The sequence below is a fragment of the Methanohalophilus sp. genome (genome assembly GCF_030156785.1).
Taxonomy (GTDB): Archaea; Halobacteriota; Methanosarcinia; order Methanosarcinales; family Methanosarcinaceae; genus Methanohalophilus.
This window is the reverse complement of the sequence record NZ_JASGLW010000014.1, coordinates 1-15,044: the sequence shown is the minus strand read 5'-3', so window position 1 is coordinate 15,044 and position 15,044 is coordinate 1. Positions and strand designations below refer to the sequence as shown.

Here is a 15,044-nt window from a genome sequence, read left to right as displayed (position 1 = left end):
TAATATGATAATGGATTAACGTGCAGCCTTTGCCACTCTTTCCTTTGCATCCTTACGGTTGATTGAGAAGCATTTTGCATCCCTGTTGGAAGCGGCAATGAGTTCCGCTGCAAGGCAACTTGCCACAGATCGCTTGGACTTGAATGCAGCCTGTTTGCTACCAACACAAATGTATCTTAAGGCGTTGTCAACCCTTCTCTGTGGAGCTGTATCAACTGCTTTAGGAACGGAAATACCACCATATTTAAGCCTCACAACTTCTTCACGTGGGCCTGCATTGGCAATTGCTTCCACCAGCACTTGTACAGGATTTTTACCAGTCTTAGAATTGATGATATCAAAAGCCTCATCAACAATGCGAATAGCACGCTGCTTCTTGCCGGTGTTGTGTTCACCGCGCATCATATTATTAATAAGACGCTCAACAATTGAAATTTCGGACTTGTTGAACTGCTGATGTGCGTGTTTTCCGCATGTATTAGGGACAATCACTGGTTCGAGACAGACATACCGCCTGATTCCGGCATCCACAACCTCTACCTCGGACAGATCCCATTTGCCAAATAACTTATACATAAATTATCTCCTGGGTTTCTCTTTTCTTCCGATTACCATTTCCCTCAGGCTTACATTATTCACGGCAATGACCTTGAAGCGGACACCCGGAATATCACCCATTGCACCACCCATACGGCCACCAATCCTTTCTACAGTTACTTCATCGTGCTCATCAATGAAGTTGATAGCACCATCACCTGGACAGAATGCCGTTGCCTGTCTTCCGTTCTTAATAAGCTGAATTCGTACACATTTCCTGATAGCTGAGTTGGGTTGTTTGGCCTCTACTCCCACCTTCTCAAGAACAATACCACGACCCTGTGGAGCACCTCCAAGCGGATCTGATTTCACATTCAGTCCTAATGTACGTCTGCTGTAACGTGTGTCTTTCCACCTAGCATTATGGCGGACAGATTTGAGTTTATGAGCTGCATATTTCCCGTTTGGCATTTAATAACCTCCAAATAATCTATAAATCACGATGAACTTCGAATTATATCACTGCAATATCACATCATCAATATTGTGGTGTCGATTTACAATCCTTTTTATCATATCAATATTTCGACCGTTTTTTCCTATAGCAAGACCTTTCTCGGAAGCTGGCACCTCTACAATCGCCTGCTTTTTTCCGTTTGAATTTCTTATGGATACTGACTTAACTGAGATTGTGCCGAAGGCATTTTTAACAAAGGTTGCTGGGTCATCGGAATATTCTATCAGGTCAATGTGTTTGTCAACCACCTTCTTGAAGCGGTTTATGTGATCACCGTGCCGACCTATTGCAGCACCCATATCACCATTCTTGACTACATATACAACCCTACCTTCATCAACAAGGCAGTCCTTGATAGAAGCACCGGTCATACCTTCAAACAGAGCTATATACCTGATGGCTTCTGTTGAAAGCTTGATATCGCTCAAAAATACAACACCCTCTATTTTAAATTAATGCCAGTATGTCTGATTCACCTGCATCAATTACTGCAAGTGCGGAAATGGTAAATGGCTTACCACATGCACTTCTTCCTAGATCCACACTGGTTCCGGGGTAAACATAAACAGGCACATTTGTGTCTTCAAGCTTCTCTTTCAATTCTGCGGGACAGTTATCTGCAACTACCACCATCTTAGCTTCACCTTTTGCTACCGCATCAATGGTACTATTGGCCCCGATCTTAACTTTACCGGTTCTTATCACATTCAACAGTGCTTTATCAACATTAACATCCATATTTAATCACTCGTTAATCTTTAAGAGCTTGTAATAAGCAATTCTTTATATGTAGATTCTGGTTGAATTAACTTTCAAGTGGATTGCGGGCAACCAGGTGAACATCACCTGTACCCAGTTTAATCGGTTGCCCTACAATGATATTTTCAGATACACCATTTAAGGAATCGACTTCGCCGCGAAGACCTGCATCAAGCAGGTGATTTACTGTGACCTCAAAAGCTGCGCGGGCAAAGACACTGGCTTTTTCACCGGAAATTCCGTGACGACCGATTTGTTTGATCTCACCATCACACGTCATGATATCCGCAACAAGCATTATGTGCCTGATATCTACAGAAAGACCCTGTTCACGAAGGGTGTCCATTGCTTCCTTGATTATCGCATTCCTGGCAGCTTCAATACCAAAAACATCGTAGATTTCACCGATGTTATTGGTAGTTGTACGTGTCTTATTGACACCATCTATCTCAAGAACCTCGCGGAGTTTGGAACCTTCAGTATAAAGGATATATTCATCACCCTCCTTACGGATAACAACCCTCTTGATACCTTCAATCCCTTTAAGAGTAACTGTCTTGATTTTCTTCGCAAGCTGAAGCAATTCTCTGTAAGAAGGGGACTCTGGTGTTACAATAATCTGATTGGGGATATCTTTTGAAGGTGCAACACTCACCTTAAGATTTTCCTCCAGTTTCTCTATAATTGATTCTTTGTCAATCTCACGTTTACTCATGGATCTTTCATTCAAATCAATAACAAGCTGCATGTTAGCAAGATCTGTTGTAACATCCGCCAAGTGGTCAATGTGAGTGGCCTCAATTTCCCATCCTGTTTTTGTAGCCATATCCCGGTCATCTGAAATCTCTTCGTCCAGATAAACAGTCATCATTGGAGTACTGGGGTTCTTCCTCGCATCTACAATTTCGATTAACCTTGGAAGACCGAGAGTAACGTTAATTTCAGCAACACCCGCATAGTGGAAAGTACGCATTGTCATCTGTGTACCCGGCTCACCAATGGATTGTGCTGAAACCACACCCACGGCTTCACAGGGTTCTACACATGATTTTTCATACTCTTCCATTACCCTTTCAATAATTTCTTCCATCTCTTTTTTGGTGACACCGACCTTAATGGCATCCTCCAGAAGGACCTGCTTCAGGTTATGAGGTATAGGGAGATCCTTTATCATTCCCTCTACAGTAGTTTCACTTATCGTCATTACTCCACCTCCTTACCTGTAACAGAGCTGACTATTTTGTGAATAGTCGCCGGATCATTATAGTCACTCTTGGTAGAATCAATTCCGTCTTCTCCATATTTGAATTGCACAATGACTCCACGGGTTTCCCTTACGGAACCATCATATTGAACTTCCAGATCCTGCAATGCATTGACAAGCCTTCTCTGCAGGTAACCTGACTGGGAAGTACGAACTGCCGTATCCACAAGACCTTCTCTACCACCAATTGAGTGGAAGAAGTATTCTGTGGGATTTAAGCCGCTCTTGTAACTGGATTTAACGAAACCGTGAGCATCTGCACCCAGATCACCTTTATCAAAGTGGGGAAGAGTACGACCCGCATACCCTCTGCGTATACGCTCACCACGAACTGCCTGTTGTCCTACACATGCTGCCATCTGAGTAAGGTTTAGCATTGAACCCCTTGCACCTGATTTTGCCATGATTACTGCAGAATTTTCAAGACCGAGATGGTTTCCTGCAATTGCACCAGTGCGATCCCTGGCTTTACCAAGAGTCTGCATAATCTTCAATTCAATTGTCTCATCAAGAGTACGTCCTGGTAGGGGATCAAGCTCCTTGTTTTCATAAGCACGGATAAGATCCGCCACATCCTGTTCCGCTTTTGCTATTTCCTCATCAATGTTCAACCTGGCTTCGCGCGGAATATCTTCGTCACTTATACCAAAACTAAGTCCTGTTTTCATGACACCACGAGTGGCAAGCTTTGTCACATCATCTATAAATTTGGCACCCGCTGCTGATCCATATTTCTTGGTGATCCTATCAAGGATCATACCTTTGAAAGCACCAATTGCTTTCTCATCGATAGTACCTTTGATGAGTTCACCGTTGCGAATAACCACATATGCGTCGTACTCACAATCAAGTTTCTTACAGGTGTCACACTTATTGCAGACATTTGCCTGGAATTCCAGATCAAGACCATCCGGCAAAATCTGACTGAAAATCTGTTTTCCAGTCCAGAAGGGATGACCATCTTTGTCGTACCCTGCCGGCTCCGGAAGATTATGAATTTCCGCCTTACGTAAAAGTTCAAGTGCCTCATTTTTGGTGATGTGTTTCTCGTTACGTGTCAGCAGAAACATACCTGAGATATGGTCGTGAATTCCACCTATGATAGGACCACCAAAACGCGGGGAAAGAATATTTTCCTGCACCTGCATAAGAATGCTGGCTTCAGCGCGTGACTCTTCAGTCTGCAAGACGTGCATGTTCATCTCGTCACCATCAAAGTCAGCGTTATATGGCGGACATACAGCCGGATTGAGTTTGAAAGTCTTATCTGGGAGAACCTTGACTCTGTGAGCCATGATACTCATCTTGTGAAGGGAAGGCTGTCTGTTGAACAGTACGATATCGCCGTCCTGCATCTGGCGTTCCACAATCCACCCGAGTTCGAGTTTTTCTGCCAATTCTTCCTTGTTGATTTCCGTAACCTTGATTCTTCTTCCATCACCACGGATAACATAATTTGCACCGGGGTGCTCTTCGCCTCCCCTCATAATGTAAGCGCGCATAAGTTCAAGGTTTCTGGAAAATACCCTGACGGGAATCGTCATCTGTTTTGCAATAGCAAGAGGAACTCCTACCTCATTGATGCTAAGATTTGGATCGGGCGAAACTACAGTACGTGCAGAGAAGTTGACACGTTTACCGGAAAGACTGCCCCTGAAACGACCTTCTTTACCTTTAAGGCGCTGGGTAAGAGTCTTAAGTGGCCTGCCAGACCTGTGTCTCGCAGGAGGTACGCCTGAAACTTCATTGTCAAAGAATGTAGTAACATGGTACTGAAGCAGCTCCCACAAGTCCTCAATAATCAATTGTGGAGCACCTGCATCCCTGTTCTCCTGGAAACGCTGATTAATCCTGATAATATCCACAAGTTTATGAGTAAGATCATCTTCGCTGCGCTGACCTGATTCAAGAGTAATTGAAGGACGTACTGTTACTGGTGGTACCGGCAACACAGTCAGAATCATCCATTCCGGACGAGCTGTTGCAGGATTCATACCCATTACCTTAATATCTTCATCCGGGATCTGCTCAAAGCGATCCCTGATTTCAGTAGCCGTAAGTTTATGACCGTCTTCAATATAGTCAGTTGGTTTTTCAAACTTAATTTCGGATTGCTCGTGATCACAGTATGGACACACTTTGGTTTTGCGAGCTTCCTTGAACACTTCATTAATAACAGCATCTGGGAGGTGAGTCATATCTTCCAGTTTAGCAAACTGTTCGAGGAAAGCCTGTTTCTTTTTGTCTTCGAGAAGAAGCCTGCTACAATTACTACAAACTGAACGCAGGACTTTTCTGATGGTTTTATTAAAACCAACATGAATAACAGGAGCAACTAGTTCAATGTGACCAAAATGACCCGGACATTCTCCCGCCCTTCCCCCACAGGTTTTACATCTTAGACCAGGATCAATCACACCTAGGCGGAGATCCATCAAACCCATATCAATCGGATATCCGTCATCATCATAGGTATCTGCAGTAATAATCGAAGTAACACTCATCTTACGGATTTCCCTCGGGGAAAGAAGACCGAACTGAATCGAACCGATTCTTTTTGGAATAGAAGGTATTGAATTATCCACTCGTGATCACCTCACACTGCATCTTCCAGCTGGAGTCTGGGAGCTATTCCCAACGATTTAATTTCATCAAGCAACAATTTGAACGCATAACTCATTTCCACTGGATGGATATCCGTTTCTGCGCCACAGTTTGAACAATAGCGTATGTTCCTGCGCCTGTCAAAGGTTGCAATCATTCCACAATTGGAACAAACGAGTTCCACAACTTTGTCAGATTCATCAAGGAGCCTTTCCTTAAGAGTCATGGCAGCCCCATGACCAATAAGCACGTCTCGTTCCATTTCACCAAAACGCAAACCTCCTTCTCGGGCACGACCCTCAGTGGGCTGGCGTGTAAGAACCTGCACAGGACCTCTTGAACGTGCGTGTATCTTGGAAGCAACCATGTGGTGGAGTTTCTGGTACAGGATTACACCAACAAACACATCTGCCTGTATCTTTTTGCCTGTGACGCCATCAAAGAATACTTCTTTTCCTGTGTGGGAAAATCCGTGTTTCTTGAGACCTGCACGAAGATCATCCTCGGGTTCTCCAGAAAAGGCAGTTGCATCAATACAACGACCTTCAATAGAACCAACCTTTCCACCAATCATTTCCAATACATGAGCGACAGTCATACGTGAAGGAATTGCATGAGGATTAATTATAAGATCAGGCACCATCCCGCTCTCTGTAAACGGCATGTCCTCAAAAGGAACTATCAAGCCAATTACACCCTTCTGACCATGTCTGGAAGCAAATTTGTCACCAATTTCGGGGATCCTCTGATCACGTACTTTCACTTTAGCAAGACGGGTACCATTAATGGATTCAGTAAGAATTACAGTATCGACAACACCTTTTTCGTTGGAACGCATAGTGATTGCACTTTCACGCCTCTGTTCAACTGTAATTCCAAAATCGGTTTGTTCTTCAAGGAAACGTGGAGGGCTGGTTTTTCCGATAAGCACATCGTTTGGACCTACTTCTGTTTCAGGGTTTACAAGCCCGTCAACATCAAGGTTTGCATAAGCTTCGGCGCTTCTGGCACCACGGAATTCAGAGTCAGGAATTTCGAATTTGTCTTCCTGTCCACCCGGATAGCGCCTTTCTTCACCCTCAAATGTCCTGAGGAAATGACTTCGTCCCAACCCTCTCTGGATTGAACCTTTGTTGAAAACCAATGCATCTTCAATATTGTATCCTTCGTATGACATTACAGCCACAACAAAATTCTGTCCTGCCGGCCTGTCATCAAAATTAATGGATTCACATGTGTGAGTCTTTGTGAGTGCACGCTGAGGATAATGCAATACATGTGCACGGGTATCCGGCCTAAGTTTAAGATTGGATGTGGAAACACCGATACATTGTTTAATCATAGCTGCACCCATGGTAATCCTTGGGGATGCATTGTGTTCAGGATACGGAACCATCCCTGCACAAATTCCAAGGATTAATGATGGATCAATTTCAAGATGGGTGTGTTTTGGAGTGATGTCATCCTCATAGAGAGCAACATAGGCATTTTCCTCTTCTTCAGCATCAAGGAATTCAACGCATCCCTGTTTGACGAGATCGTCAAAAGTGATTTCTCCAGCACGGAGCTGTTCGATATGTTCCTCTGTTACAAGAGATTTGCCATCTTCGACAACAATAAGTGGTCTTCGTGCACGACCCATATCTGAATTGATAATTACTTCATGAATATCCTCGTAAAGGGCAACGTTTACCTGAGAAGAAATAAAGCCTGCACGCCTTTGCCGCCTGATATCTTTAACAAGTTCCGCCGGGTCGTTGTGAGTACCAATCAATTCTCCATTCAGGAATACTTTGGCTTCAGTCATTCAAATCAACCTCCAGATCCAGTGTTTTGTCAGAATCAGGATTTGCCCCGGAGTAATTGCCATAAATAGGATCATCGTCTCCTGCAACATCCACAATGTCCTCTTTATAGTTTGCTGCTTCCCCGGCTATTTCAAGAATTTGCTGCGGAACATGTAATTCAATCGGCTGGACACCTAAACCATAAATTGTCTTGCGAAGAGTATCCGTTTCATCGGTACCTGTAGACAACTCAACCATCTGGGCAAAGTTTTTCACCAGCCCACAGTTTGGGCCTTCAGGAGTTTCTGAAGGACACAACCTTCCCCATTGTGTGGGATGTAAATCACGGGCTTCGAAGTGAGGCTGCGCCCTTGAAAGAGGGGATATAACCCTCCTTAAGTGAGAAAGGGAAGAAATATAATCAGTCCTGTCAAGAAGCTGGGAAACACCACTGCGACCGCCCACCCAGTTTCCTGTTGCCAGAGGATGCTGAAGCCTGTCCGTAAGGACATCAGCTCTCACAAGAGTAGCAACATTCAGGTCCCTATTGCGCATATTTGCACGTTCTAACTGATATTTTATGTCACGTGCTAGGCGATTGAAAGCAACCCTGAAAAGATCTTCCATCAAGTCACCTGCAAGTTTAAGGCGTTTGTTCGAGTAGTGGTCTTTATCATCCGGGTTACGACGACCCAAAGCAAGTTCAAAACAGGATTCTGCCATTCTTCCAAGGAAATGAGCTTTTGCAATCCTGTCTTCAGGGTCATTACCCAGATGTGGCAGAAGGTAACGATCAATTACATAGTTTGCACGCTTGATCTGGTAATCACGCGCCTGACCTGCGGCAACCCTCCCCCCAATTCTTTCAATTGCCTCTTCTGTAGTCTCAACTTCAGCTTCTTCAAGGTTTTCAAACATGAATTTCATGATTTCATGATCTGTTGAAACTATTTTTACGATATCTTCATCCGTTTCGACTCCCAATGCACGCATAAGAGTTATAAAGTTGATACGCCCGGAAATAGATGGGAATGAAACTTCAAGAATCGATTTTCGGCCTCTTTCAACAACTACAAGAGCCCTATAGCCACGCCTTTGCGAGAAAACCTTGGCAACCTCAATAGGATCACCATATCTTTCACCAAGTTCGGCGAGAATTTTATTGGGTGCCAGATCCTCAAGAGTCATAACAACCCTTTCGGTACCGTTGACAATGAAATATCCTCCAGGGTCAAGAGGGTCTTCACCATGCTCTACCATTTCCCTGTCTGAAATCCCTACAAGATTGCAGATCTGGGATTTGAGCATAACAGGCAATTGACCGATTTTAGCTTCTTTTGGCTCAGATTCTTCCTCCCCTTTAACAACAGCCATTTCAAGAAAAATTGGTGCTGAATAAGAAAGGTTCCTGAGCCTTGCCTCGTTGGGATAAAGTTTTTCGATTGCACCGTCTGCTTCCTTTACAACAGGTCTTTCAACCCTGATATTCCCTAATTTTACAACGTCTTCAATATCGGTTTCGATGATCCCCTGTTCATCGACTACCTTTTGGAGACCATGATTGAGGAATTTATTGTATGAATCGATATGATGCTGCACTATTTTGTCTTTAGTGAAATAAGCCTCTGAAAGAACACTGGTATCCAATGCTATGATAGCACCCTCTTTACAATTGATAATATATAGATAAATCTGAATGAAGTTTTTTCAAATAATCAAAACACGTAGAGCCAAAATAACAAGCGGTTTTTAACAAATTGCAAGCTCCCTGCCTTAATCAATCACATACCTGTAGTACATGGCTTCGCCTGCAGTCGCGCTATTGCGGGTGATTTTGACAACATCCCCAACTTCAGCTCCGATTTCCTTCACTACGGGATCAGAAACCTTTATTTTAGGCAGGTCCTCCCTTCCAATGTTATAATGTTTAAGAATAGATTTTAACTCATCCTCATCAGCTATTTCATGATGAGGTATTAATTCGTGATCAAGCAGGCTGAACTTACTCAAACCGTCTCTCCTCCTTAGAAATCTCCAGGTCACCCATGACAATTCTGGCGGGCTCGTAGGGATTTGAACCCTAGACCGTCTGGTTAAAAGCCAGACGCTCTGCCTGACTAAGCTACGAGCCCACGCTTTTTATGCCACTGCAATGATGCCTCAATGCAGCGGCAATACATAGATATTATCATATATAAGTGTTTTTACGAATTGTTTTTGAATTGTCATAGGTTTTAGCAGTCAGAACAAGACGAAAACAAAAGACATACAAAATATAAAACAGTTATTGCCTTCCTTACAGAAAATATATATAGTACGATGCCGGAGGTTTTACAAAGTTAAAGAAAACGGAATCAAGTTCCGCATTCCCAAGTATCCATGTATTCACACTGTTTTGGAGACAATTTATCGATCTCAATCCCAAGAGCCTGCAATTTTAGCTCTGCAACCCTTATATCCAGATCACATGGCACTGGATGTACTCCGGGAGCAAGGTCGTTTTCTGCAATAAATCTCACACACTGAGCCTGATCTGCAAAACTCATATCCATCACTTCAGCCGGGTGGCCATCCCCTGCTGCAAGATTGACAAGCCTGCCATCAGCCAAAACATTAATGCGTTTACCATTTACATTGTATTCCTTGATATTGTGCCTCGCATCTCTTACAGAAGAAGACATTGCCACCAGATCCTCAAGATTTATTTCAACATTGAAATGACCGGAATTCGCAAGAATAGCCCCGTCTTTCATGACTGCAAAATGATCTCGGTTTAGAATGTCAGTGTTCCCCGTAGTCGTAACAAAAATATCCCCGAGCTTGGCAGCTTCCTTCATCGGCATAACCCTAAAACCATCCATCCTTGCTTCGAGTGCCCGAATTGGATCAACTTCAGTGACAATAACATCAGCACCAAGACCTGCAGCACGCATTGCTACTCCTCTACCACACCAACCATAGCCGCCAACAACAACATTTTTGCCAGCTACGAGGAGGTTGGTTGTACGCATAATGCCATCCCATGAAGACTGACCCGTGCCATAGCGGTTGTCAAAAAGGAATTTTGTCATTGCATCATTTACCGCAATAACAGGCATTTTGAGAGCACCTTCTTTTTCCATAGCTTTTAGCCTGTGTATACCAGTAGTTGTTTCCTCGCAACCACCAAGAATGTTCGGAAGAAGATCGGTACGCTCTGTATGTAATTTGAAGATCAGATCCGCACCGTCATCAATGGTAATATCCGGAACTATATCCAACACGGAATCAATAGCATTGTAGTATTCTTCATTTGAGCAGCTGTGTTTGGCAAAACATTGAATGTTGGCTTTTTCGTCCAGTGCAGCTGCAACATCATCCTGGGTGCTCAACGGATTACATCCAGAAATAGCAACCTCTGCACCCCCTGCAGCAAGTGTTTCTACCAGAACTGCAGTTTTGGCTTCCACATGGAGTGCCATTGCAATACGATGACCTTTAAGAGGTTTTTCTTTTTCAAATTCTTCCCGGATTATCGCCAAAACAGGCATGTGGTTTCTTGCCCATTCTATTTTCTGTTCACCAGATTCAACTAATTCCTTATCAGCCATGAAATACCTCATACTTAACTTTTGGATACAAGTCTCTCAGAAGCTTCTCTTGCCTTCGTCAAAACTTCCTTCTCATCTATGGATAAAACAGTTCCATCTTTCATAAGAACCTGTCCATTTACAATTGTAGTAATCACATCGCTACCTCTTGCAGAATATACAAGATGTGAAGAAACATCATACAAAGGAGTCAGATGTGCCCTATTCATATCTACAATAATCAAATCAGCAAGATAACCTTCCTTCAACATCCCTGCCTGAATTCCAAGAGCTTTGGCACCATTAACAGTTGCCATTTCCAGAACCGTTCTTGCGTCAACTACAGTTGGATTCATTGAATTGACCTTGTGGAGCAATGCCGCCATTTTCATTTCTTCGAACATGTCGAGGTTATTGTTGGAAGCACAACCATCTGTACCCAGTGAAACATTAACACCCCTATCCAGCAGTCCCGGAACCGGTGCAATACCAGAAGCCAGTTTCATATTGCTTACAGGATTATGAGAAACGCTTACACCTCTATCCCTGAGAATATCCATATCACCTTCCGATAGCCAGATACAGTGAGCTGCCAGAACATCCGCATCAAGGAAACCTGCTTCATCCAGCATATTTACCGAACACATCCCAAACTGCTCTTTCATCTGGTTCAGTTCAGCTTCTGTTTCAAGCACATGAATGTGCACTTTTACGTTATCCTTACGTGCCTGTTCCCTCACACGTATTAGGAAGTCACGTGAACAGGTATTGGGTGCATGAGGTCCATACATAGTGGTGATGCGGCCATCTGCAGCACCGTTAAATTCGCTAACGAAGCGTTTGCCTTCCTTAAGTTCACGTTCTGCCTTTTCTGGATCACCAAGATCAAGCATACCGTAAGATAATGCCGCCCTCATCCCGCTTTCTTCAACCGCTTTTGCAACCCTGTCCATATGTATATACATGTCTGCAAAAGCAGTGGTACCGCTTCTTATCATCTCAAGGCAGGCCAGCTTTGTACCGATATAGAGATCATCAGGGGCTAACTTAGACTCAATTGGCCAGATGTGATCCTCCAGCCATGAGGAAAGTGGTAAATCATCGGCATACCCACGCAAAAGAGCCATACCGGCATGTGTGTGAGTATTGACCAACCCCGGCATGACAACCGTGCCTTCAGCGTTGATAACATACTCCGCAGGACCTTCGTATGATTTACCCACATATATTATTTTGTTGCCTTTAATTGCAACTTCACCTTTTTCCAGATCTCCTTTTGTGGGATCCATTGTCAGGACATAACCATTTTTGATCAGGATATCAACCATGTAACTCACTCTGCAGAATCACTCTACACAACGTTCTTTCCTCAGTTGTTCAAGAAATGTTTCCATAATAACTAATCTTTCTTTTGCAATCTCTTTTGATGTATCGGTATTCAACCTATCCATTATTTTGAATGGTTTTCGTGTCATGTAATCCTCAAACCCATCCAACGGATCTTCCATATAGGCATTCATGGAAGTTTCTTTCACGGTTCCGATGGTATGCTTAAGTCCCCGTAGAGTCCCCATTGAAACCAGTGCCCTGCAAATACCAACCGCGCCCAGTGCATCAAGCCGATCGGCATCCTGCAAAATAGAGCCTTCAATGGAACCAGGATTTAGCCCCCTGCTAAAACGGTGGGTTCGAATACATGAAACCACATGTTCAATTGTTTCCCCATCAACTCCCTCCTCCGTCAGAAAATTGCCTGCTATTTCCGCACTGTAAACTGCATGGTCCCCACCTTCCTGATGCTCCTTCACAACACCCACATCATGCAAAATGGCTGCAAGCCGGAGTACATGAGGATTGCCCCCTTCTGTTTCCTGTATTTTCAGACAAAGGTTTTCCACTCGTTCAACGTGAGATATATCGTGACTGCTGGGTTCATCCTTCAGAATATCCGCAACAAATGAACGGGTTTTCTCAATCAATTCATCCATTCAGAGTACCTCATTCGCCATATTCCGTAGATTTTCATTTATTGCATCCAGTGACATCTTAAGATTTACTTTATTGTCATAGGATTCAACCAGTTTTACCAGTTGTTCCCGATCCCAATCCTGCATCCCAAGTGCAGCATCAGCAATCACATCAAGTGCCCGTACAACGTTATCCACGATACTCACAGTTGCAGTACGGGATGTACGGGACAACGGATTCAAATCGATAGTAATCACCTTCTTACCCATTCCTACAAGAGTCTCACACCTATCCCCATCCTCGAGAGGAACAAGCACAACATCCGCACTGAAAATTCCATTCTTATCAACAATGCCTCTAGCATGAGAAAGAGGAAGATTTGCATCTCCTTTGCCACCAAGAACCTCAGATGCACCATTGTTCATCAGATGGTCGATAATCCTATTTACTCTCTCATCCGTCCTGTGAAAAAGGTTTACTTCAAGGGATGCACTGACAATTTCGGAAAGGCGTATCATCTGTTCCGGAACCAGAGCCGCCGTATTTCCGTTTACTGAAATAATAGGATGCTCAGCCAGAATTAGCATGGCTGCCGCAACTCTTTCCGATTCAGTTGCAAACTGGTGGGTTTTTTCTCCCAACAGATAGTCAAAACACTCACCCCTGCCCTGAGCAATCAGTCCCTGCATGCTGGTAATACCAACCTTGACACCTTCAACTATGCGTTCTCTTGTCAAAAGCGAAAGATAGCGGGGATGATCTTGCGGAATGTCTGTCAAGCGTTAAGCACCTCAATAATGCAAAATGATTCTCTGCAAATGCTGGGTAATTATTCCTGTAGAGATTTGAATGTATTTGTATGTTTCTTGTACGCATATTGGACAGGAAAAAAAAGAAAGAGAGGAAAAAATCTCCCTCATTTGGAAGTATCAAGTATCAGACCCTGATCTGTCGGGACAATCATTGTCTGGATTTCCTTCCCCTGAAGCATCTGGACATACTTGTAATTTATCAGATCCGGATTCTTGGAAAGCTCCTGATTAAGTATCCTCAGGGCTTCAGCCTCACCTGTTGCACGAATGATAGTTGAATTTGCAACACCATTTGCCTCGATTATCTTTCTTTCAGCCTCTAACTGCTCTTTTTGCTTTACAAAAACCATTCTCTGGGCATCCTGATCTGCCTGTAGTTTTAGTTCAATGGCTTCTGCAACCCTTTCGGGCAACTTGACGTTCCTCAGCAGAACCTCCTCCACAATTATACCGTCATCCTTAAGAGCAAGTTCCATGCGATCCTTCATCTGGCTTGCCACAAGTTCTCGCTGCTCACCATAAACCTCCAGTGCAGTCCTGCCGGAAACGACAGAACGTATTTCTGATTTAATGGTTGGCCTTATGATTTTTTCCGCATAATTAACACCAAGACGCTGGTGAATAGAACTTGCCTCATCTGCCATGAGTCTGTACCTTACAGTGATATCCATACCAAGGGTTAAACCCTCACTTGTGAGCGCAGTAATCTGGTCATCCCCTACAACTTCACCTTCTGTTGCCTTACCACTCATAGTGTATACTTCACTTCTTACAGAATATTTAGTTACAGTTACCCATGGAGGCACAATATGCAACCCTTCACCGAGTTCATCATCCTGTACACCGCCAAACTGGCTGAATTTTACACCTACTTCACCTGCACCGATTGACACAAAAATTGAGCCATATAATACAGAAATCACAATAAGCACAGCAAATATTATTGCAAGAATACGAAAAACATGCCCTAAGATAGGCGGAATTCCTTTAAGTTTCAGTTCAGATATGTCAAATTTCGGGCGATCATCACCCAAATTGATTGAATCCATATCGATTTTATTATCAACTACCATATTTTTACCTTTTAAAATTATAAAAACCTGGCTCTGTAGAAATCCTTTTCTCTAAATTTGCCTAAGCCACTATAATTTTAATAATAAGAAGTCCCCTGTGTACGTTTGCACCACAAACACAAGGGGATGATTGTGTTTTGTCTAACAAGTACTT

14 protein-coding genes and 1 tRNA gene are annotated in these 15,044 nt (G+C 43.4%); all 15 read right to left on the bottom strand.

The window, feature by feature from the left end; translation table 11 throughout:
• Nucleotides 1-15: 15 nt before the first annotated feature.
• The 15 genes from PWQ49_RS07790 to PWQ49_RS07720 all read right to left on the bottom strand — a co-directional run bounded on the left by PWQ49_RS07790 (nt 16) and on the right by PWQ49_RS07720 (nt 14,890).
• Nucleotides 16-576 carry a 30S ribosomal protein S7 gene (locus PWQ49_RS07790; RefSeq protein WP_300609659.1) on the bottom strand — a complete coding sequence of 187 codons (561 nt, stop codon included), beginning with the start codon at nt 574-576 and terminating at the stop codon, nt 16-18.
• 3 nt (nt 577-579) lie between these two features.
• Nucleotides 580-1,008 carry a 30S ribosomal protein S12 gene (locus tag PWQ49_RS07785; protein WP_300609657.1) on the bottom strand — a complete coding sequence of 143 codons (429 nt, stop codon included), beginning with the start codon at nt 1,006-1,008 and terminating at the stop codon, nt 580-582.
• Nucleotides 1,009-1,056: 48 nt separating this feature from the next.
• On the bottom strand, nt 1,057-1,482 hold the full coding sequence (locus PWQ49_RS07780; protein ID WP_300609655.1) for a NusA-like transcription termination signal-binding factor: 426 nt from the start codon (nt 1,480-1,482) through the stop codon (nt 1,057-1,059).
• A 19-nt stretch (nt 1,483-1,501) separates the two neighbouring features.
• Entirely contained in the window at nt 1,502-1,792 is a 291-nt protein-coding gene (locus tag PWQ49_RS07775) for a 50S ribosomal protein L30e (protein WP_300609653.1), read from the bottom strand.
• A 67-nt stretch (nt 1,793-1,859) separates the two neighbouring features.
• Nucleotides 1,860-3,017, bottom strand: coding sequence for a DNA-directed RNA polymerase subunit A'' (gene rpoA2, locus PWQ49_RS07770; RefSeq protein WP_300609651.1), 1,158 nt, complete (start codon nt 3,015-3,017; stop codon nt 1,860-1,862).
• Nucleotides 3,017-5,662 (bottom strand): DNA-directed RNA polymerase subunit A', encoded by a 2,646-nt coding sequence (locus PWQ49_RS07765; RefSeq protein ID WP_300609649.1) that lies wholly within the window; start codon nt 5,660-5,662, stop codon nt 3,017-3,019. Before PWQ49_RS07765 ends, rpoA2 begins: the two co-directional genes overlap by 1 nt.
• Before the next feature lie 11 nt (nt 5,663-5,673).
• A complete protein-coding gene (gene rpoB, locus PWQ49_RS07760; protein ID WP_300609647.1) occupies nt 5,674-7,488 on the bottom strand; it encodes a DNA-directed RNA polymerase subunit B in 1,815 nt (604 codons plus the stop codon).
• Complete coding sequence (locus PWQ49_RS07755; RefSeq protein WP_300609645.1) at nt 7,481-9,115, bottom strand: DNA-directed RNA polymerase subunit B''; 1,635 nt, start codon at nt 9,113-9,115, stop codon at nt 7,481-7,483. The genes rpoB and PWQ49_RS07755 overlap by 8 nt, the downstream gene beginning before the upstream one ends.
• Nucleotides 9,116-9,241: 126 nt before the next feature.
• Nucleotides 9,242-9,478: a DNA-directed RNA polymerase subunit H gene (locus tag PWQ49_RS07750; RefSeq protein ID WP_300609643.1), complete on the bottom strand. Its 237-nt coding sequence runs from the start codon at nt 9,476-9,478 to the stop codon at nt 9,242-9,244.
• 45 nt (nt 9,479-9,523) lie between these two features.
• Nucleotides 9,524-9,600 (bottom strand) — tRNA-Lys (locus PWQ49_RS07745).
• 222 nt (nt 9,601-9,822) lie between these two features.
• Nucleotides 9,823-11,058: an adenosylhomocysteinase gene (locus PWQ49_RS07740; RefSeq protein ID WP_300609641.1), complete on the bottom strand. Its 1,236-nt coding sequence runs from the start codon at nt 11,056-11,058 to the stop codon at nt 9,823-9,825.
• 14 nt (nt 11,059-11,072) lie between these two features.
• Nucleotides 11,073-12,365 carry an amidohydrolase family protein gene (locus PWQ49_RS07735; protein WP_300609639.1) on the bottom strand — a complete coding sequence of 431 codons (1,293 nt, stop codon included), beginning with the start codon at nt 12,363-12,365 and terminating at the stop codon, nt 11,073-11,075.
• Nucleotides 12,366-12,383: 18 nt separating this feature from the next.
• Complete coding sequence (locus PWQ49_RS07730) at nt 12,384-13,025, bottom strand: HD domain-containing protein (RefSeq protein WP_300609637.1); 642 nt, start codon at nt 13,023-13,025, stop codon at nt 12,384-12,386.
• Entirely contained in the window at nt 13,026-13,784 is a 759-nt protein-coding gene (locus tag PWQ49_RS07725) for a 4-phosphopantoate--beta-alanine ligase (RefSeq protein WP_300609635.1), read from the bottom strand.
• Between the two features lie 137 nt (nt 13,785-13,921).
• Nucleotides 13,922-14,890, bottom strand: coding sequence for a prohibitin family protein (locus PWQ49_RS07720; protein WP_300609633.1), 969 nt, complete (start codon nt 14,888-14,890; stop codon nt 13,922-13,924).
• Nucleotides 14,891-15,044: the final 154 nt, after the last annotated feature.

What these genes read in the sequence shown, in the direction of transcription:
- PWQ49_RS07735 (WP_300609639.1), bottom strand. Translation starts at nt 12,365, where the DNA reads ATGGTTGATATCCTGATCAAAAATGGTTATGTCCTGACAATGGATCCC.
- rpoA2 (WP_300609651.1), bottom strand. Translation starts at nt 3,017, where the DNA reads ATGACGATAAGTGAAACTACTGTAGAGGGAATGATAAAGGATCTCCCT.
- PWQ49_RS07790 (WP_300609659.1), bottom strand. Translation starts at nt 576, where the DNA reads ATGTATAAGTTATTTGGCAAATGGGATCTGTCCGAGGTAGAGGTTGTG.
- PWQ49_RS07730 (WP_300609637.1), bottom strand. Translation starts at nt 13,025, where the DNA reads ATGGATGAATTGATTGAGAAAACCCGTTCATTTGTTGCGGATATTCTG.
- PWQ49_RS07785 (WP_300609657.1), bottom strand. Translation starts at nt 1,008, where the DNA reads ATGCCAAACGGGAAATATGCAGCTCATAAACTCAAATCTGTCCGCCAT.
- rpoB (WP_300609647.1), bottom strand. Translation starts at nt 7,488, where the DNA reads ATGACTGAAGCCAAAGTATTCCTGAATGGAGAATTGATTGGTACTCAC.
- PWQ49_RS07740 (WP_300609641.1), bottom strand. Translation starts at nt 11,058, where the DNA reads ATGGCTGATAAGGAATTAGTTGAATCTGGTGAACAGAAAATAGAATGG.
- PWQ49_RS07720 (WP_300609633.1), bottom strand. Translation starts at nt 14,890, where the DNA reads ATGGTAGTTGATAATAAAATCGATATGGATTCAATCAATTTGGGTGAT.
- PWQ49_RS07775 (WP_300609653.1), bottom strand. Translation starts at nt 1,792, where the DNA reads ATGGATGTTAATGTTGATAAAGCACTGTTGAATGTGATAAGAACCGGT.